This is a genomic window from Acinetobacter sp. 742879 (assembly GCF_000588535.1).
GTDB classification, from domain to species: domain Bacteria; phylum Pseudomonadota; class Gammaproteobacteria; order Pseudomonadales; family Moraxellaceae; genus Acinetobacter; species Acinetobacter pittii.
In genome coordinates, this window is the sequence record NZ_JFYC01000010.1 from 112,968 (window position 1) to 132,906 (window position 19,939).

The window sequence follows — 19,939 nt, forward strand, 5'->3', positions numbered from 1 at the left end:
GATGCAATCAATACATGGAAACGGTTCAAATACTAAAAAGTCGTCACATCGATTAGCAGGTATCTCTAGCATGGTCGGCACCACCATTGAATGGTATGACTTTTTTATTTACGGTGCGGCAGCAGCGCTCATTTTTAATAAGCTATTTTTCCCTAACTTAGATGCACTTACCGGCGTGCTTGCTGCATTTGCCACCTATGCCGTTGGATTTATTGGAAGACCATTAGGCGGCTTAGTCTTTGGTCACTTTGGTGACAAGATTGGCCGTAAATCGATGTTGCTACTGACCTTGATGCTCATGGGGATCCCAACCGTACTGATTGGCTTATTACCGACTTATGAATCAATTGGATATTGGGCTGCGATTGGCTTGGTTGTCTTGCGATTCATTCAAGGTATGGCAATGGGCGGTGAATGGGGCGGTGCTGTACTGATGGCCGTTGAACATGCACCCGAAGGCGGTAAAGGGTTTTGGGGAAGCTTGCCTCAAGCTAGTACAGGTGGTGGCTTAATGCTAGCCTCAATCGCGTTGGGTCTGGTGTCGTTATTACCTGAAGAAGCGCTGTTTAGCTGGGGTTGGCGTTTACCATTTCTTGCCAGTATTATTTTACTGGCAGTAGGTTGGTATATTCGTGTAAAAGTGCCAGAGTCACCAGATTTCGAAAAAGTAAAACAACAGTCTGAAGAAGTCAAAGTTCCTGCTTTACAGGTTTTTAAAAACCATCCAAAGCAACTCATCACTATTATTTTGGCTCGCGCTGCCGAAAATGCATGGGTCTATATTGCTTCAACATTTACATTGGCTTATACCACTGCACAACTTGGAATTCCACGCCAAGACATTTTATTTGCCACCATTTGCGGCGCAGCCGTGATTTTATTTATGACGCCGTTATGTGGACATTTGTCAGATAAAGTCGGCCAACGCAATATGTTTATGTTTGGCCTATGCATACTGGCGCTTTACTGCTATCCATTTTTTACCATGCTCAATACAAAAGATCCGGTATTAGTGTGGACAGCAATTGTTTTAGCAATTGGCGTTGTGTTCCCAATTATGTACGCACCACAAGCTCAGCTTTTTGCCCGTCAATTTCCGGCAGAAATTCGATATAGCGGAATCTCGATTTCGGTACAGTTGGCTGGTGTATTAGGTGGTGGTTTGGCACCGATGATTGCTACTAAATTGTTGAGTGTCGGGCAGGGTAATCCATATCTAATTATGCTTTATATTGGAAGTATGGCTGTAGTCGCAATTATATCGACGTCATTTATGCCGCGCGATTGGAGTGCTAAAACGGATGAAACTTATTATAAAAAGTCGAATTTAAATTTAAAAACCAAAATTGATTAATAGGTATTAATGTTTCTTAATCGTATTGCTACCTAACTATATAAAAATTGAGACTCATGCCAAAAATAGTATGAGTCCCAAATAAGAAATTAAACATCAATCAAGCATGCAAACATCGCATATCCATCAATAACCATGGGAGGGCCTGCACGATGAGCACGAAAACCCGCAGCACGTAATAACCGTTCTACCCCCAGAGGAGAGGTGGTAATGAGTTGTTTTGCACCTTGTTCTCTTGCAAAGTTGATAGATTCTTGCAGAATTGCAATAGAGACGGGTGATGACACAGCTTGACTAGCTGAAGATGGCGGATTCGAGAAATCTACGGCTGAGAATCTTGATAACTCCCAAATTTCTGGTGAGCAAGGAATAGGCATTCCATTAAGTAATTGAGGAAATATCTCACCAAGTAAATAAGGTTGAGTAGTCGGTAGTAATCTGGCACAACCAATAATATTAGATTCTCTATCTTGAGCGACGACATAGGCGGTATCGACTTTGTCAAACTGATCTAGTTCTTCATTATTAGGACAGTTCAACTCCCAACCTAAATATTCAACAAATACCCTATAGCGGTAATTTTTAAATTTAGTATATAGGCCTTCTGAAAAATTATTTTGAAATCCAGCAATAACATTCATTACAAGTGCTTCCACTTATTTTTCAAGTGACTTTACTTAACAGGTGGGGAAGCGGTAACTGTAAGAATTTACAGGTTTCTAAGAGAAATATGGGGTTAATTTAGCCTTTGTCTGAGTTGTATTGATGTGGGCATAAATGAACTGTTCCCAGAACAAAGTATCGATTTTCTTTTCAATTAGTGTTTCAGTAACTTCAAATCCAATATCTGTACCAGATACATCAACAAGCATAATATTGCTTCGAGGCAGTCCAATTCTTTTTATACTCCTGATGCCATTGTACTCAATAAATTCCCAATCCCATCCCGTACTTAAAGCTGGGGTCAGTGATGTTGCCCATTCAGTAAAACCATAATAGAGAATTTGAGAATCTTCAATTTGTGTTGATTCAACAATAGATATGAGATGTTGGAGTGGATAGTTCATGAGCTGGTTTTCATTCAGTCGAATAAAACCATCTGCTGATATTGAGAAATGAGGGGGGATGGTGACCATGCTACCTGTTCAAGTGACTTGAATTGGGGTTCAATGGATAAATAACATAAATTATTGCCAATAAAATACTGTTATGTTTAACAGGTTAAATGTAATTGTATGGCATACACCGTTAAGCTGTTCTTACTAGAGAGTTATTCAGCCTTTAAGGCTTACTTATGAAAAAACGAGAATTTTGTAGTTTTAATATGCAAAATGCCTTTTAAAAAATGCTAGATAGATTGGAGTTGTTGTAGATCTTTTAGTATGCATAAAGTCTTATTGTTAAAATAATAATCCTAAGTAAGGTGAGTTATAATGTAATTGCTTGATTTATTAAATTATTAAAGGTGTGTTTAGTTTCTTTGTATAATAATTGGTGAAATTATATCGGCTAGATAGGGGATAGAAAATATTGTTTAATTAAATTAATGAAAACTGAATATTAATAATAATTAATAGATCTTCTGATCTTTTTTAAAATACTTATTTTTTGGAATAAAATGCATCCTGTAAAATTTAATTTTTCAAGCATAATCCGCACATGGAATATAACAACCTTAGAAGCTCTCATAAATTTAGTTTGTCTGAATAATTTGTAACTATATTTGGCTTAAAAGAGTTGTTAATTAGATGATGAATTCAAAATCTGAAATTGAGAAATCAGATAAATAAAATTAGGTATCTAAAAGCTTTGTTGAAATAAAGGTAAACGAAGAGACCTACGCTTCAATTGGATTGTTTGAATTCACAATATGCAACTGAACAAAAATGATTTGTGAATGGAGTCTAATGAGAGTAAATGGAAAATTGGCAAGAGGATTTATTATCAGAATTTCTGATCGTAAAAAATGAATACCAGCTGTTTGAGATCGTTAAATCTACAGCTTCAAAGCTTGGATTTGATTACTGTGCTTATGGTATGCAGTCGCCATTATCTATTGCTGAACCAAAAACGATTATGTTGAATAATTATCCAGAAGCATGGCAAAAGCGGTATATGGAACAGCAATATGTGAAGATAGATCCAACTGTGCAGCATTGTATGGTATCACTTCAACCTCTTGTCTGGTCGAGCCAATTTGCAAAGACACAAGAAGAAAAAGATTTCTGGGAGGAGGCACGCTCTTATGGCCTTAATGTCGGTTGGGCTCAGTCAAGCCGTGACTTTATTGGAACCAGAGGGATGCTAACACTCGCAAGATCTAATGACCAATTGTCGGAAAAAGAGCAAAAGGCGCAATATACAAATATGTATTGGTTGTCTCAAACAGTACATTCTAGCATTGCTAAAGTTGTAAATGAGGTGGAATTCGCTCAGTTTAATCTTTATTTAACGAACCGAGAAAAAGAGGCACTGCGTTGGACTGCTGAGGGTAAAACGTCAGCAGAAATTGCCCAGATTCTAGGTGTGACTGAAAGAACAGTAAATTTTCACCTCGGAAATTCAATGCAGAAGTTAAATGTGAATAATAAAATTTCAGCAGCTATCCGAGCTGTGATGTTAGGACTTTTATAAAAATATACGTATAAATAATACATTTGAATAAAGTAAATACTTGTAATATTTATATTTTAAATTAATTATTACCACAACTTATTATAAAAGCTATTTATCTGAGTTTTATTTTGAAATTAAACCAAATGGAAAAATTTAATTATATGTTATTCATGATCTTGTATGAGTGTTAAAATTAATTATATTAATTTTAAAAGTTTGTATTGGTTGTAGGAAATTATAATATTGAAATATGATTTATTTTTAAATGAATGATATGGGTAGATTGTTAAACTATACTTAAATGGCTTATTGCTATAAGAAATTAAATCTCAAAAATCAAAAACTAAAATATCAAAAAAAGAATTATACGAGCTAAGAATTCGCTGATGATTGAAAGCTTTTAGATACTTTGTTAAATACAAAAAAAGTAAAGATGAAAATAAGTTTAATATTTAATCTAATTGCAAAAATAAAAAATAGAAATGAGTAAAACAATTTATAAAAGGTGTCTAGTTTCTCGATTTTTATAAATATAGACCAACCTGTAAGCACTTACAGGTGTAATAAATGATGCCCAACCATAAAATGTAATGTGAATTTATATTTTAAACAAAAAGTATATTCATTTTTATTAAAAGCCCCGACGAGAAATGTAATTTCTAAATTAGCGAATTTTAAGGGTGCATTATAATTAATCGGAGTAAGTTATGGCTGTAATGGATACGGATAATATCATTGCAACATTGGAATCCCACGCAAATTTAAATGGAAGTAAGGTTGCTTTCGAGTATTTAGGGCGTCAATCGGGTGGTATTCAGTCTCTTACGTATAAAGATTTGAACGCTCGGGTTCAACATCAAGCTCAGGTATTAATGAATCTTGTAGACAGTGGTGATCGCGCTGTATTGCTGTTTGAGCCTGGTTTGGACTTTATCGTATCGTTCTTTGCCTGTCTAAAAGCTAAAATTATCGCGGTACCCGTCAGCCTACCTTTTAATCGTAATGGTTTTTCTAATATTTTGAATATTATGAATGACTGTGAGCCAAAAATAGTACTTACCACCAAAAAGATTCTTGAGCTATCAGGTCTGATCACATTAAAAGCTCAAAATGAAAGCTTAATATTACATGCCGTTGATGCTGAGCTACAGCGTGATTTGGTACAAAAAGATTTCCCGCTCATTACTGAAGAAGATATCTGCTTCCTGCAATACACTTCGGGATCAACAGGTTGGCCTAAAGGGGTAATTGTTACCCATAAGAATATTATGGCAAATGAAGTCATGATTGCTGAAGCTTTTGGCACACAACCTGAAGATATTGGTCTTACATGGCTACCTGTTTACCACGATATGGGGTTGATTGGCTCAGTTTTGCAAACTGTGTATGTGGGCCTGACTTGCTATGTCATGTCACCGCTAGACTTTATTCGTAAGCCTCTAAAATGGCTGCAATTTATCAGTGAAAAAGGTGTCACGATTACTGGTGGACCAAACTTTGCTTATGAATTATGTCTGCACCGCATCTCTGATGAGCAGGCTGCATCACTTGATCTGAGTCGTTTACGTGTGCTGTTTAATGGTGCTGAGCCGATCAAAGCTCACGTCATGCAATGCTTCATGGAAAAGTTCAATACTCAGTCGGAACTGAGACTAGATACTTTCTTGCCATGCTATGGATTGGCAGAAGTTACGCTTTTAGTTAGTGGTGTGACTGGTCCTCTCAATGCAATTTCAATCGATCGTGACAAGTTAAATGCCAACCTGATACAGGCCAGTCAAGATCAGACCGCCGTGCAAGTGGTGAGCTGTGGCAAGATCTCGGCACATATTGATTGCCGTATTGTCAATCCGCATACCCGTCAAGAAGTAGCGGCTCATGAAGTTGGTGAAATCTGGCTAGCAGGTGAGAGCGTTACAGCAGGTTACTGGCAGAAGCCAGAGGTCAATCAGGAAACTTTTGCGGCGACTATCATTGATGACGCTGGTCAGCCGAGTCAAGTGTACTACTTGAGAACGGGTGATATGGGTTTTGTCAAAGACGGAGACCTATATGTAACTGGCCGCCTTAAGGATGTGATTATCATTCGTGGCAAGAACTATTACCCGCAAGATATCGAGTGCTCTGTTGAAATGGCACATCCTGCTGTTCGTAAAGGCTGTGTTGCGGCAGTGAATGTTGCTGATTCTGAGGGTGTTACGGTTGTACTTGAGATCAAGAAGAAATCACTAGACAAGACTCTCAATTTTGAAGCCATTAGAACTCAGGTCAAGGAACAAGTGACAGCTGATATTGGCTTACCTGTAGAAGGTGTCTATTTACTGCATCAAGGCCGAATTAACAAAACTACTAGCGGCAAAATTAGAAGAAGAAAAATTAAAGAACAGATCGAACGCGGTCAACTGGTCTGTTTAACCCATCCAAACCGTAGAGCGGTGATTGCTCGAAACTATGTCAAAAACGGCTTAGAAGTCATCCGTGATCGTGAGCAGCGGGGGCAGCTGATTCGTTATAGCTCCAATCTTCTCAACTCAATGATCAAGGAACGTGAAGTACGCACGCTGATTTTTAATCGTCTGAAAAGTGCTTTGTTTTAACCCTTACCCTTTAATCATTTGAGTGAAAATTCATGTCACTTACATCCAATTTGCGGCAGTTTCAGTCTGCTGCTCGTCTGGAGCAAATTTTAGGCTCCGTACATGATAACAACAACGATTTTTCTTGGTCCGCTGCCATCGAGCGTGATGAGAAAGAGCAATATCCTCAGCGTGCTGTTGATTTTCTGAATGCGGTGGGTATGAACCGTTTCTACGTACCTTCAGAGCTCGGAGGTCGTATGGAAATTGGTGAAGAGTTGCTATATCTGCATCGTGTGTTGGCACGACGAGATCTAACTATCAATTCGACCTATAGCACGAACGCTTGGTCTGTGATTGTGTGGATCGGCGGTAATCCGAATCAATGCCAAAATATTGCTAGCCGAATTTTAAGTGGTGCTGCTCCAGCATTGGCTTATAGCGAGAAAGCGCATGGTGCTGACCTATTATCTAGTGAAGTGACAGCACAGCCTGCCGAGAGTAAATACATCTTAAATGGCGAAAAATGGTCAATTAACCGCGCCACTTTAGGAGACTCTTTAAGCCTGATCGCTAAAACATCGAACGATCGTGGACCACGTAGTTTGAGCGCATTCTGGCTTGATAAGCGTCATATGGCTTCTAAAGGAACCTATAGTCTGAACCGCCTACCAACAGTGGGCATGCGTGGTTTAGATATTAGTGGTATTGGCTTTAACAACGCTGAAATTCACAAAGATGCTTTGATCGGTGAAGAGGGCCAAGGGTTGGAACTTGGACTCAAAACCCTACAGATAACGCGTGCATATTGCAGTAGTTTCTCGCTGGGGGCTGGCGATACGATGCTACGCATCGCGACTGAGTTTGCCATTGAACGTGAGTTATATAACAAAAAAGTAATCAGTATTCCGTTGGTACGTGAGCAGCTCGCTACAGCCTATGCCTACCTTTTAGCAGCGGAGGTGTTATCACTCGTTGGCGCGCGCGGATTACACGTTTGTATTAATCAGTTCAGTACATGGTCGCCAATCGTCAAGGTACTGGTGCCTGAGTATGTAGAGTCACTTGCCAAGATCACTTCTTCAGTGCTTGGGTCACGTTTCTTCTTAAGAAATGCATATGCAGATGGAATGTACCAGAAAGCATTCAGAGACCATCTGATTGTTAGTGTGTTTGACGGAAGTAGCACCGTTTGTCTAGACAGTCTGAGTTTTCAGCTCAAATCAGCCAATAAAGGTCGTAGCAAAAAAGCCGACCATCTCAACCAAGCCGAAGCCAAAGCACGTTATCGCCAGTTGTATGACTTACAAGTGGAGACAGACGCTATTGATTTCCGTGGGCTTGAGATTTTCAACCGAGATGGTGATTTGGTGATGGAGTCGCTGGGGACAATCATTGAAATGCTCAACGATGCCGAAGCCACAGTAGGGTTGTCTACTGAAATGCTATCTACGCTACGTGAGCATGCAGACCGGCTTCTGGTTGAACAGCGTTCATTGGATCAAAAAATTCAGAATTACTTTTCAAACTCTGAGGAAAGCAAAGAGTTTGAAACTTTGCGTTTTAGTCTCGCTCGAGGCTACGCAGAACTGTTTGCCCGCATTGCTGTGCTGGGTTTCTGGGTCTTCAACCGTCATGGCTTAAGGACTGCTTTAAAGGATGGAGCATGGTTGATCATTTTCCTAAATGCTGCGGAAGGGCAGACATCTCCCCCTATTACGTCATTACGTGAAAGCACATTAGCAGATTTGCTAGACCGAATTTCAACCAACCACATGTTATCTGTTATCGATTTCGCATTGGCACCGCGTGATGCCAAACCAGTTAAAGAGGAGATTACCCCATGAATAAGGATAAAGTTTACTGGAGCGCGATCATTCGTACGCTAGTAGCTAAAGAGATGCGTGTAGAGCCTGAGACGATTGATCCAGAGCAGAAATTTACCAGTTATGGTCTTGATTCAATTGTTGCTTTGTCTGTGTCTGGGGACTTGGAAGATCTGACAAAACTGGAACTTGAGCCGACACTGCTATGGGATTACCCAACAATCAATGCATTGGCTGAATATCTAGTTTCTGAGTTGCAACAGGGAGTTGCTTCATGAATAACATTGCGAGTCTAGAACCAAAAATTCTGTCGCGTCATGCGATTTCTGCAGAACAGCTTGGTATTTGGTATATCCAGCGTCTTGAGCCAACTTGCAGTGCCTACAATATGGTGGTGGCTTTTGATGTGAAGGTCAACCAGCCATTAGGCAACAAGCCGATGGAGATTTTGGAAGCAGTGTTACATGATTATCCGTTACTACGTGTAAGCATGCCTGCCAATGATCAGGGTATCGAGCAAATCATTTGGGATCGTGTATATCCTAATATCATTCTCTCTGATGCTCGTCATGTTGAAGCTTCTGATTTGACGAAATTAGTCGAACAGGATACCAAGCAACCATTTGACCTAACTCAGCCACCTTTGTGGCGTATCCATTGTTATGAGCGTGGTCAGAATCACTATGTGATTGCAGTTGTGATTCATCATGCCTTAATGGATTTCTGGTCGATTGGTCTATTACTGCGTGATGTCTGCAAGCGTTTTGGACTTGTAACAGAGTCAAATGTAGTGAACGGAATCGAGTTCGCTCAATATGCAGATAAGCAGAAGAGCAACGTGATCGGTGATGCTGATGAAAGCTTACTATTTTGGAAAAATGCGTTAAAGCATGCTCCACATGTGCATAGCATTCCACTTGATTATCCACGTCCAGCTGTGCAACAGCATAAAGGTAGCTCGGTAATTTTCCGTATACCTGAGTCAGTATCGTCTGGTCTTGTAAACTTAGCGAAAGATTATGAAATTACCTTGTTCGGTCTTGTATTATCGGGCTTCTATATCCTGCTGAACAAACTATCGAATGAAAATAATCTAGTCGTTGCCACAGCAGTAGCAGGTCGACTTGAACGCTCTTTGCGCAATGCACTAGGACAGTTTGTCAATACAATTGCTCTTAACATAGACATCGATGCTGATCAGACTTTACGTCAATTTACACAGCAGGTGCAGGAACAATTAAAACAGAGTCTTAAACATCAAAAAGTTGCTTTTTCCAGAGTGGTTGAAGCTGTTTCACCAAAGCGTGATGGCAGTATTAACCCATTGGCTCAAGTTGGAATGTTCTGGGAACGTCTAGGTGGTTTGGATGAGTTTAAAGAATTACTCTTACCAATCCAGAATTCAGCTACTTTAGCCGGTCAAGACCTTACGCTAGGAAGCTTTCCGGTTCGCCAACAAGAAGGCCAACTAGATATTATGCTAGAAATGGGCGGTGAATATCAGGGTGAACTGGTTGGTGTACTGAAATACAACTCTGAAATATTTTCTGCGGAGTCTGCCGAGAATATGGTGCAACTACTACAAGTTGTACTATCGGAAATGGTGGCTCATCCTGAACGTAAGATCGTTGAGTTAGATATCGCACCTGATTATGCGAATGGCATTCAGCTAGGCTATCTACGTGGTCAGGTGACTGATTATCCTCGACATGATCTACTGGGAATGATTCTAAAGCAGATCGATGAGCGTGGTCACAATCATGCTATGACCTCTAGAGACCATGCAGTCAGCTATCATGCGTTAGGTCAGCATATTGCTGGGATTGCTGAATATTTACGTGCACATGGCATTACCAATGGGGATCGTGTAGGTCTGATGGTAGACCGCACTGTGCTATTGCCCGCGGCAGTCCTCGGAATCTGGGCGGCAGGAGCAGCATATGTACCGTTGGATCCTAGTTTCCCAAGAGAACGTTTGCATAACATCGTAGAAGATGCTGAACCTAAAGTCATCTTGACCCAAACTGACTTGATGGATGCTCTTACAGTCTCTGTACCACGTCTAGATATCAATCAAGCTGGTATTGTTCCCCTTGAGCAAGTACGCGAGACGCTTGCCTTTGGTGATACCGCTTATGTGATGTACACCTCCGGCTCGACAGGTAAACCTAAAGGCGTGCGTATTGGGCATCCTTCAATAGCTAATTTCTTGTTGTCTGTGAACGATAGGCTTCACGCAACTGCTGATATGCAGTTATTAGCAATCACGACTTATGCGTTTGATATTTCTGTTGTTGAACTATTGATTCCACTGATGTACGGCGGTGTGGTGCATGTGTGCCCACGTGAGATATCTCTAGATGGTAACCTGCTGGTTGAGTATATGCAGGCGAAGTCGATCAATGTTATGCAGGCAACGCCGTCCTCTTGGAAAATGCTTTTGGACAGTGAGTGGAAAGGTATCCCACATCTAACTGCACTTAGCGGAGGCGAAGCGCTAGATCCTGTACTCGCAGAAAAACTACTGAGCAAAGTCAGCTGCCTTTGGAATGTCTATGGCCCGACCGAGACAACTGTGTGGTCCAGTGCAGCCCACATCACCGATGCCAAATATATTGATTTAGGCGAACCAATGGCGAACACCCAGCTTTATGTTCTTGATGAACAGCAGCGATTGGTTCCACGAGGTGTTATGGGAGAGCTCTGGATTGGAGGCGATGGTCTTGCAGTCGATTACTGGCATCGACCTGAGTTGACAGATGCACAATTTAGAACTTTACCATCCCTACCAAATGCTGGTCGACTCTATCGCACCGGAGATAAAGTCTGTCTGCGAATGGATGGGCGTTTGACTCATCATGGACGTCTGGATTTTCAGGTCAAAATCCGTGGATTCCGTATTGAGCTAGGCGAAATCGAGAATGTCCTCAAACAGATCGATGGTATTACAGATGCAGTAGTCTTGGTTAAGACGACAGCCGACAACGATCAGAAGCTGGTGGCTTATGTGACCGGACATGACATTGAAATGGCTGGTTTAAAAAAGACTCTGCAAATCCATCTTCCGGCTTATATGGTGCCAAGTACGTTTATCCGATTGGATGAGTTTCCAATGACGGCTAACAATAAGTTAGATCGTAAAGCATTCCCTGAGCCAGTGTTTGAGCAGAGCAACGATTATGTTGCTCCACGCGATTCGATTGAAATCGAGTTATGTACTACCTTTGAGCAGATTTTGTCAGTCAAGCGAGTTGGTATACATGATGATTTCTTTGAATTAGGTGGGCATTCATTACTGGCTGTGAAACTTGTCAATCATCTCAAGAAGGTATTTGGTACCGAATTATCAGTTGCTTTACTTGCACAGTACTCAACTGTTGAGAGTTTGGGGGAGATCATCCGTGAAAATAAAGAAATCAAACCTTCAATCGTAATCGAACTGCGCCGCGGAACTTATGAACAGCCGCTATGGCTCTTCCATCCGATTGGTGGCAGTACCTTCTGTTATATGGAACTCTCGCGTCATCTCAACCCGAACCGTACTTTACGTGCTATTCAATCTCCGGGTCTGATTGAAGCAGATGCTGCTGAAGTGGCGATTGAAGAAATGGCGACACTCTATATTGCTGAAATGCAAAAAATGCAGCCTCAAGGGCCTTATTTCCTCGGTGGTTGGTGTTTTGGCGGTGCGATTGCATACGAGATCAGTCGTCAGTTGCGTCAAATGGGGCAGCAGGTCACAGGGATTGTCATGATCGATACACGTGCTCCAATTCCAGAGAATGTGCCTGAAGATGCTGATGATGCCATGCTTTTGTCTTGGTTTGCTCGTGATTTGGCTGTGCCTTATGGCAAAAAGCTGACGATATCAGCGCAATACTTGCGTGAATTGAGTCCAGATCACATGTTTGATCATGTTCTTAAAGAAGCTAAGGCCATCAATGTCATACCTCTGGATGCTAACCCATCAGATTTCCGACTTTACTTTGATACCTATTTGGCTAATGGCGTCGCACTTCAAACCTATTTCCCAGAGCCTGAAGATTTTCCGATCCTCTTGGTTAAAGCCAAAGATGAGTCTGAAGATTTTGGGGAAAGTCTCGGCTGGGATCATTTGATCAAAGATACGCTTACACAAGTGGATCTACCTGGTGACCATTCATCGATTATGTTCGCTGAGAACGTTGCGGCTGTGGCCAAAGCAATTGATCAGATGTACCCAATTCCTGCATAAGAAATACAAGAAGGTAGAACCACTATGGTGACCATAGAACATGCTTTCCTTATACCGGCCGAGATTGATAAGGTTTTTAAATATCTTGCAAACCCGGGCAATGATGCAAGCTGGCAATTGTCATGTAAGCATTCAGAGCTACTAGACACTACTCCGCGTGTGGGCAGCAAGTATGAACTCAATTTGAGCTTTGCTAGTCGTGAGTTGGCCTTTAAAGGTGAAATTACACATCTGGTACCGAACGAATTGTATGCCTTCCAAGTGTTAGAAGGACCGTTTTATTACAAAGGTACTTATCGCTTCAAACAGCATCCAGAAGGTACATGGATTGAATGGTTGTTTGAGGCAGAGCCGGGCGGCTTTTTTGGTGTATTTCCTAATGCACTGCTAAAAAAAATGGTTCTTGCCCAGTTCAAGAAAGATCTTGCTAATCTTCAGGCGCTAGCTCAGAAGGGTGGAACCTATGAGGCAGTGAGTACGCAAACGCAAGAGATTGAAGAGCCATCGGTAGAGGTCGAAAAAACATCGGAGAAGATTGAAGAACCATCGCCAGAGATCAAAAAACCATTGCAGGAGATCAAAGAATCATCGCAAGAGATCGAAAAACCACTTCAAAAGACTCATCTAGTGATGGAGCAATATGCGCGATGGATTCTCAGACATCGCCGTATTGTACTGACAGTGGTCATGTTCTTGACGATTGCTTTGGCATATCTTGCATCTGGCGTAAAAATTATTATTGATCCAGGCGCACTTGCACCGAATGGGCATCCTTATATCACCTCGACCAAGCTGATCGAAAAAAAATTCGGCTCCAAGTATATGGTCGTGATCGGTATTACACCGAAGCAAGGTGATATTTATCAGCCGCAAGTGTTGGAAAAAGTCAAACGTATTACCGAAGAAGTGGACAACGCCCCCGGCGTTGTTCGATCAACTATGATGAGTTTGGCTGCACGTCAAGCGAAAGGGATCATGGCTAATTCGGAAGGGTTTGATGCCAAAAAATTATTGCCGACCAGTTCAGTCACTCAGGATGATATCGATCAACTGAAAAAAGTGTTGGCAATGAATCCAACTTATATGAATTCAGTGGTGTCTAAAGATCAAAGAACTGCTGCAATTTTGCTTGAGCTTGAGGAAAGTCCAGAGGGCTTCCAGAAGATGATGGCTCCGATCAACAAAATTGTAGAAAGCGAACAATCTAAAGATATGACGCTCAGTGTCGGCGGTAATCCTGTCTATCTAGATAAAGCTGAAGATTACTCTAAGCGTATCAATATCTTGTTCCCGATTGCCGTACTGGTGATTGGATTGTTGCACTTTGAAGCATTCCGCAGCAAGCAAGGTTTGATTCTGCCACTCGTTACAGCTTTGCTTGCTGTGGCATGGGGTATGGGCATGATGGGGCTGTTCAAACAGCCGATGGATATCTTTAACTCGCCTACACCAATTTTGATTCTGGCCATTGCAGCAGGGCACGCCGTGCAGTTGCTCAAGCGTTACTATGAAGATTTTGATCGTCTGATTGCTCAAGGGATGGAACCTAAAGCTGCCAATAGCGAAGCTGTGGTGCAGTCTTTAGTTCGTGTTGGTCCAGTTATGGTGCTGGCTGGTGGAATTGCGGCGGCTGGATTCTTCTCTCTGTTGACCTTCAATATTCCGACTATTCGTTCATTCGGTATTTTTACTGGAATCGGGATCATCAGTACGCTGATCATTGAGATGACTTTTATTCCGGCACTACGCTCAATGTTGCCACCGCCTTCGGTTACCAAGGTCAAACGCAAAGGGCTACCGATCTGGGATTGGATTCCAAATCGTATTGGCGATGCCATTTTGTCAGTTCGTCCACGAATGATATTAATGACTGCGATTGCGGCAATTGGTGTTTTTCTTGCGATCGGCACGAGCCGTATTGTGGTAGATAACGATAGTCGGAATTTCTTCTCACGTGATCTTCCGATGCAGCAGGATGACAGGTTCTTGAATCAGTCACTTGGTGGCACAAACAGCCTTTATATTATGGTCGATACGAAGGTCCGTGACGGTATTGAAAACCCAGAGATCCTAAAAGCGATTGATAATACAGAGAAGTTCGCGAATTCAATTCCAGAAGTTGGTAAAACAATCTCTATCGTGGACTATATCAAAAGGATGAATCAGGCAATGAATGCCGATCAGCCACAGGCATTTCAGGTTCCTGCAACCAAAGATGTTGTTGCTCAATATCTGCTGTTGTATTCAATGTCTGGTGAGCCGACTGATTTTGAATCCTACATTGATACTACTCAGCGCTATGCCAAGATCACGATTCTTATGAAAACGGGCAGCAACCACCGTATCAAAGAAATCCTTGAGTCGCTAAAAACGTATATGGCGGCTCAATTGGGTGACAAGGCTGTAGTGAGTTTTGGTGGTGACGTGACGCAAACCATTGCTTTGACTGAAACAATGGTTTACGGCAAGCTTATGAATATCCTACAAATTTCATTTGCCGTATTCTTTATTTCAGCACTGGTCTTCCGTTCGATTTCAGCTGGACTGATTGTTCTGACACCACTTTTGTTCTCAATTCTTGCCATCTTTGGTGTGATGGGCTGGCTCGACATTCCGCTCAATATTCCAAATTCCCTTATCTCGGCCATGGCTGTAGGTATTGGTGCGGATTACGCCATTTATTTCCTCTATCGTTTGCGTGAAATCTTGCGCGAAGAAGGCGGTGATATCAAAGACGCTATTCGTAAAACATTAAGTACTGCTGGTAAGGCTTCTCTTTTTGTCGCGACTGCGGTCGCTGGCGGGGATGGCGTATTGTCCTTATCGCAGGGCTTCCACGTACATCAATGGCTGGCGATGTTTATTGTGATTGCGATGCTATTCAGTGTGTTTGCAACCTTAATTATGGTACCTACAATGATTCTAATATTAAAACCTCGTTTCATCTTTTCCTCAAATAAGAAAAGCATCCCTGTTGCACAAACTGTCGTGACAAGCCTTTTGTTAGGTACTGCGCTCACCTTTTCATTACCTAAAACATCTCATGCAGATGAAGTTCAAGACATTGTTAATCGTAGTGATGATGCCTCTAAATTCCTGACTTCAAGTGCTAGTGCCAAATTTATTTTGACTTCTAAAAATGGCGAGCAACGTGTGCGCTTGACTAAAAATATGACCAAGCTTGCTGGAAATACTCAGAACAATATGCGTTTGACCGAGTTTATCTCGCCTGCAGATGTACAGGGAACCACGACGTTATTGATTGAGAACTCAAAAGGCAGTGATAGCATGTTTGTCTATTTGCCTGCATTGAAAAAAGTGCGCCGTCTTGCATCAGCGAATAAGGGTGATGCTTTTATTGGTACGGACTTTAGTTATGGTGATGTACTTGGCTATAAGCTAAGTGACTGGAAGTACACCAAACTTGCAGATGGCAAATTTAATGGCAAAGATTGCTATATGATTGAAGCAACGCCAATTAATAATACGGTGAAGAGTGACTTTGGTTATAGCAAACGTCGCATGTGCATTCTCAAAGACAACTTTGTTACAGCAACCATCGACATTTGGGATACAGCAGGCAAGCCGTTAAAGCATATTGAGTTCACGGATATCCGTCCTTACGGCAAAGTGAAACCAAGATGGCAAGCCATGAAATCTATGGCGAAGAATCTGCAAACTCAGCATATGACACAAGTGATCGTTAATGATTTTGTCGCAGAAAAAACCTTATCGGATAAGCTTTTCTCACCGCAGAGTCTTGAAAAATGACGCAAGGTGCCTACTGGGTATTTGCATGCTGCAGTAGCTTTATGCTACTGCAGCATGCTTATGCAGATGACAGCGAAATGAGTTTTGTGAGCCAGAACTCAGCCAGACTCGATGTTTGGTCATCAGATCGTGATTTAAGTTCGTTAAAAAACATTGGGCAAGCAAGTTTCTGGTCCAATGGTACGCTCAAGTTTAACCCTGAGTTTAAGATCCATTACGACATAAATATTGGAGACGAAACAGAACATACTGTAAACCCAGATCAGGTGAGTAAGGTGAATCGCAACTTACGTGAGTTGTACGCCTCTTACAACTGGGATCAGACGTTCTATCTTGATGGTGGCCGCCAGATTGTAGTGTGGGGGAGAGCTGATGGGATTAATCCAACAGATAATCTATCGCCCCGTGACTATACGCGCCTAGTACCAGATGAGACAGATCAACGTCTTGGAAATGATGCAATCAAATTGACATATATTCCTGAATCTGGAACCAATAAATGGACTGCATTGTGGTATCCGCGTAGTCGTTCAGATGTAATTCCATTGCGTCAGATTGCTGGTGTTCAATATGACATAGACCGTAAGAGCCGACCTGCATTTGCAATGCGCTGGGATTATTCTGTAGATGGTTTAGATGTTGGTGCATCATATTTCTCGGGTTTGGACCATATGCCCGATCTGTCACTGCAGTCGTTATCTCCAACAGGAGCAACTTTACAACTGAAAAATAATCCTATGACCGTCTATGGATTTGATTTCAGTTATAACTATAACGATATCGTATGGCGAGGTGAAGCAGCCTATACCCACACTGATTCAGAAGGTAGTGAAGATCTTACGCACAAAAAAAATAATCTGACTGTAGTCATCGGTCCAGAATTAGCATTGAAGAATTCCACCGTGAGTTTAGTAGGTGTCTATAAACATACGGAGGACTTAAGATCTGCCGATAGTCTAACAAATCCATTATTGAGAGAAGTTTACCGTTATCAGCAAACCATCAGTAACCAATATGAGCGTGATCAATATGGAGCTATGCTGCGCTATGCACTTAACCTCATGAATGACAATCTAAAGTTAGAAGTAACAGGTTTCTATTTTGCACCAGAGCCCAATGAGATGTTGAGAGTTCGTATTAATTACAACCTTAATGATCATTGGCAATTGAATGCAGGTGGCGATCGATTCTGGGGCAGAAATGATACGGTGTTAGGACAATTTAGAGATAACAGTCTGGTGTATGCCCAGGTTCGATATAACTTTTAAGATAATTCGCTCCAAAACAATGCTGGAGTTTGCAGTCCCTAATTAAGGTGATTTATGAATAATTTAAATAATGCAAAAAAAGATAATTTTTCACGGAAGACCATATTAGTAACAGGTGCAGCAGGTTTTATTGGCAGCAGATTGATCGTTGAACTTCTACGAGAAGGTCATCAGGTGATTGCTGCACTACGCAATGCGGCAACTAAGAAAGACAAGCTATTAGGTTTCATTGCAACACAAGGGCTGACAGATCCATCTATTTCTTTTGTTGAATATGATTTAAGTCATGACTTTAAGTTGGACTCTCTACTAACGGATGCTCAAACAAAGATCCATGTTGTTTATCATCTTGCAGCATCATTTAATTGGGGCATTAGCAAAGCTGAAGCTCAGCGTACGAATGTAAAATCAGGACTTGCTCTGATTGAATGGGCTGCGACATTGAAGCAGCTTGAGCGATTTATCTGGATTGGTGGATATCGAGTCGCTACTCCACCGCGAGAGTCTGCTGATGATTTGTATTATAAATATGGTGGTTACGAAGCTTCGAAAATTTTAGGGCATCAGGCTTTTATTGAGACATGTAAGCGTTTAAATGTGCCATGGACCGCAATAAATCCGGCGACAGTCATTGATGGTTTTTATACTTATGGTGATATGCAATATATTGGTATTGCCGAAATGATTGATAAGTTATATCAAGGACGTCTGCTGGCGCTGCCTGATGGGAGTGATACATTCCTACCACTCTGCAATATGCAATATATCGTGAGCTTTCTCATCCGAACGATATCTTTTCCTGAGACTATTGCTCAGGAGTATGTGTTACTTGATCCTGCGACACCTAAATGTCATCGTCTAGTTAACCTAGCTGCTGAGCACTTAGGGGTTAGCGCACCACATTTGCAAATACCTAAAGTTCTGCTCGAGAAATTACCTGAGGTATTGCTTGGTGGCTCAAAAGAGCAGCTCGCTTTCATTTCTAATGAAAACTATCATGTCGCTGAGACAGAAAAGATAGCTGTTAAGATGGGTATCGCAGACCTAATCAATACCAGTCCTTATTTTTCTCGTTGGATTGATCGTCTGGTACTTACACGTTTTGGTCGTATGCAAGCTCCAACGCCTAGCTGTTTCAGCTATCAGAATCGATATTGGACAGAAATTTATACTAAACAACCGGTTGGTTCAGAAAAATCTTCTGCATTATTTTTACACGGTATTCCATTCGATAGCACATGTTGGTTCCCAATAATTAATAAAATCACCTATGATCAGGTCGCTATGATGGACCTACCTGGACTTGGGCGTTCAGGTAGTTATGAGGTGATGGAAGATAACAATCATCAGTTTATTGATAATGCTGCAAAGCTTTTAGCACCAAATAGTGTTGTTATTGCTCACTCGTTAGGATGTTTATTTGCATTGAGTCTTGCGCAGAAATATCCAAATAAAGTTGCACGTCTTATCCTTATATCGCCTTATTTCGTGCAGGCACAGGCCGCAAAAATATTTCAAATACAAACGATCTCTAATCTAATTTTCCGTTTTGTATCGAAAGATAAGATTGCTAAAAATCTGCATCCAGACGGGCAAAAAAATCTATCTGTTGGTTATGCGATGGATTCATTACGCCGGGTGTCGGTAGCCAAGCATATTAGTGGGTATATGCATCGTATTAGTTTGCCTCAGCAGAGAGTATCTCAAACAGCTTTGTTAAACGAGCTTGGTTCTAAAGTTGAAATAATTGTTGGAGAGAAGGACCCAATTGTTACTAGAATAAGTCCTAATATTCCTGTACATATCATTGCTGGCGCAGGCCATAATCCGCACGTTACCCATGTAGAAGCGGTTTATGATTACCTCACACCAGTTCTAACCAAATATATTAGCACCACAGCACAGCTCAGTGATGTCTGATATTTCCAAAGTACAGGTGTATGTCTGCCCAGTTTCACGGGTGCCACAAAACCACTTAATATTGAGTCATTATCTCAGCTTTCTCAATACGGCAGAAAAGTTGAGATATGATCAATATCATCCTTATGCTGCACGTCTTTTCTTAATCTCTCGTGTCTTAACGAGGTCTGTTTTAGCAGATAAGTTGGGTATTTCACCCCATGAGGTCAACATTCAATTACAACCTAACGGCAAACCTTTTATACAAGGCAATAAAGCTGTTTATTTCAATCTTAGTCATTCAGCAGACGTTATTGTTCTTGCGGTGACTGAAGAAGGGGAAATAGGAGTCGATGTTGAACGGGTGGACCGTGAGTTCGATTGGATGCGTGTCG

The 19,939-nt window shown here is 41.4% G+C and carries 12 protein-coding genes; 10 read left to right on the top strand and 2 right to left on the bottom strand.

Annotated features, from left to right (window positions below; translation table 11 throughout):
* The first annotated feature begins 1 nt into the window (after position 1).
* The gene (locus J690_RS17225) at positions 2 to 1,354 is read left to right on the top strand and encodes an MFS transporter (RefSeq protein WP_032037176.1); all 1,353 of its coding nucleotides are present in this window, start codon (positions 2 to 4) and stop codon (positions 1,352 to 1,354) included.
* Between the two features lie 89 nt (positions 1,355 to 1,443).
* Here the strand turns inward: J690_RS17225 and abaI are convergent, their stop codons facing one another.
* Positions 1,444 to 2,010 (bottom strand): acyl-homoserine-lactone synthase AbaI, encoded by a 567-nt coding sequence (abaI, locus tag J690_RS17230; protein WP_005804777.1) that lies wholly within the window; start codon positions 2,008 to 2,010, stop codon positions 1,444 to 1,446.
* A 63-nt stretch (positions 2,011 to 2,073) separates the two neighbouring features.
* Positions 2,074 to 2,490, bottom strand: a complete 417-nt coding sequence (locus J690_RS17235; protein WP_050688058.1) for a DUF4902 domain-containing protein — start codon at positions 2,488 to 2,490, stop codon at positions 2,074 to 2,076.
* 781 nt (positions 2,491 to 3,271) lie between these two features.
* Between J690_RS17235 and abaR the strand changes: the two genes are divergently transcribed.
* The 9 genes from abaR to J690_RS17280 all read left to right on the top strand — a co-directional run.
* On the top strand, positions 3,272 to 3,988 hold the full coding sequence (abaR, locus tag J690_RS17240; protein ID WP_014208103.1) for a LuxR family transcriptional regulator AbaR: 717 nt from the start codon (positions 3,272 to 3,274) through the stop codon (positions 3,986 to 3,988).
* A 689-nt stretch (positions 3,989 to 4,677) separates the two neighbouring features.
* Positions 4,678 to 6,567 (top strand): fatty acyl-AMP ligase, encoded by a 1,890-nt coding sequence (locus J690_RS17245; protein WP_032037179.1) that lies wholly within the window; start codon positions 4,678 to 4,680, stop codon positions 6,565 to 6,567.
* A gap of 50 nt (positions 6,568 to 6,617) precedes the next feature.
* Entirely contained in the window at positions 6,618 to 8,393 is a 1,776-nt protein-coding gene (locus tag J690_RS17250; RefSeq protein ID WP_081405219.1) for an acyl-CoA dehydrogenase family protein, read from the top strand.
* Positions 8,390 to 8,650, top strand: coding sequence for an acyl carrier protein (locus J690_RS17255; protein WP_002118032.1), 261 nt, complete (start codon positions 8,390 to 8,392; stop codon positions 8,648 to 8,650). Before J690_RS17250 ends, J690_RS17255 begins: the two co-directional genes overlap by 4 nt.
* Positions 8,647 to 12,606, top strand: coding sequence for a non-ribosomal peptide synthetase (locus J690_RS17260; RefSeq protein ID WP_032037184.1), 3,960 nt, complete (start codon positions 8,647 to 8,649; stop codon positions 12,604 to 12,606). The genes J690_RS17255 and J690_RS17260 overlap by 4 nt, the downstream gene beginning before the upstream one ends.
* Positions 12,607 to 12,630: 24 nt before the next feature.
* Positions 12,631 to 16,377 (top strand): outer membrane lipoprotein-sorting protein, encoded by a 3,747-nt coding sequence (locus J690_RS17265; RefSeq protein WP_032037185.1) that lies wholly within the window; start codon positions 12,631 to 12,633, stop codon positions 16,375 to 16,377.
* Positions 16,374 to 17,645: a hypothetical protein gene (locus tag J690_RS17270; protein ID WP_032037186.1), complete on the top strand. Its 1,272-nt coding sequence runs from the start codon at positions 16,374 to 16,376 to the stop codon at positions 17,643 to 17,645. Before J690_RS17265 ends, J690_RS17270 begins: the two co-directional genes overlap by 4 nt.
* Before the next feature lie 54 nt (positions 17,646 to 17,699).
* Complete coding sequence (locus J690_RS17275; protein WP_032037187.1) at positions 17,700 to 19,565, top strand: alpha/beta fold hydrolase; 1,866 nt, start codon at positions 17,700 to 17,702, stop codon at positions 19,563 to 19,565.
* On the top strand, positions 19,558 to 19,939 hold a 382-nt coding region (locus J690_RS17280), incomplete at its 3' end, for a 4'-phosphopantetheinyl transferase family protein (RefSeq protein ID WP_032037188.1). The genes J690_RS17275 and J690_RS17280, both read left to right, overlap by 8 nt.

Bases quoted from the DNA above. Each gene is read 5' to 3' on its own strand.
- J690_RS17245 (WP_032037179.1), top strand. From the start codon at position 4,678: ATGGCTGTAATGGATACGGATAATATCATTGCAACATTGGAATCCCAC.
- J690_RS17255 (WP_002118032.1), top strand. From the start codon at position 8,390: ATGAATAAGGATAAAGTTTACTGGAGCGCGATCATTCGTACGCTAGTA.
- J690_RS17225 (WP_032037176.1), top strand. From the start codon at position 2: ATGCAATCAATACATGGAAACGGTTCAAATACTAAAAAGTCGTCACAT.
- J690_RS17265 (WP_032037185.1), top strand. From the start codon at position 12,631: ATGGTGACCATAGAACATGCTTTCCTTATACCGGCCGAGATTGATAAG.
- J690_RS17260 (WP_032037184.1), top strand. From the start codon at position 8,647: ATGAATAACATTGCGAGTCTAGAACCAAAAATTCTGTCGCGTCATGCG.
- J690_RS17235 (WP_050688058.1), bottom strand. From the start codon at position 2,490: ATGGTCACCATCCCCCCTCATTTCTCAATATCAGCAGATGGTTTTATT.
- abaR (WP_014208103.1), top strand. From the start codon at position 3,272: ATGGAAAATTGGCAAGAGGATTTATTATCAGAATTTCTGATCGTAAAA.
- J690_RS17275 (WP_032037187.1), top strand. From the start codon at position 17,700: ATGAATAATTTAAATAATGCAAAAAAAGATAATTTTTCACGGAAGACC.
- J690_RS17270 (WP_032037186.1), top strand. From the start codon at position 16,374: ATGACGCAAGGTGCCTACTGGGTATTTGCATGCTGCAGTAGCTTTATG.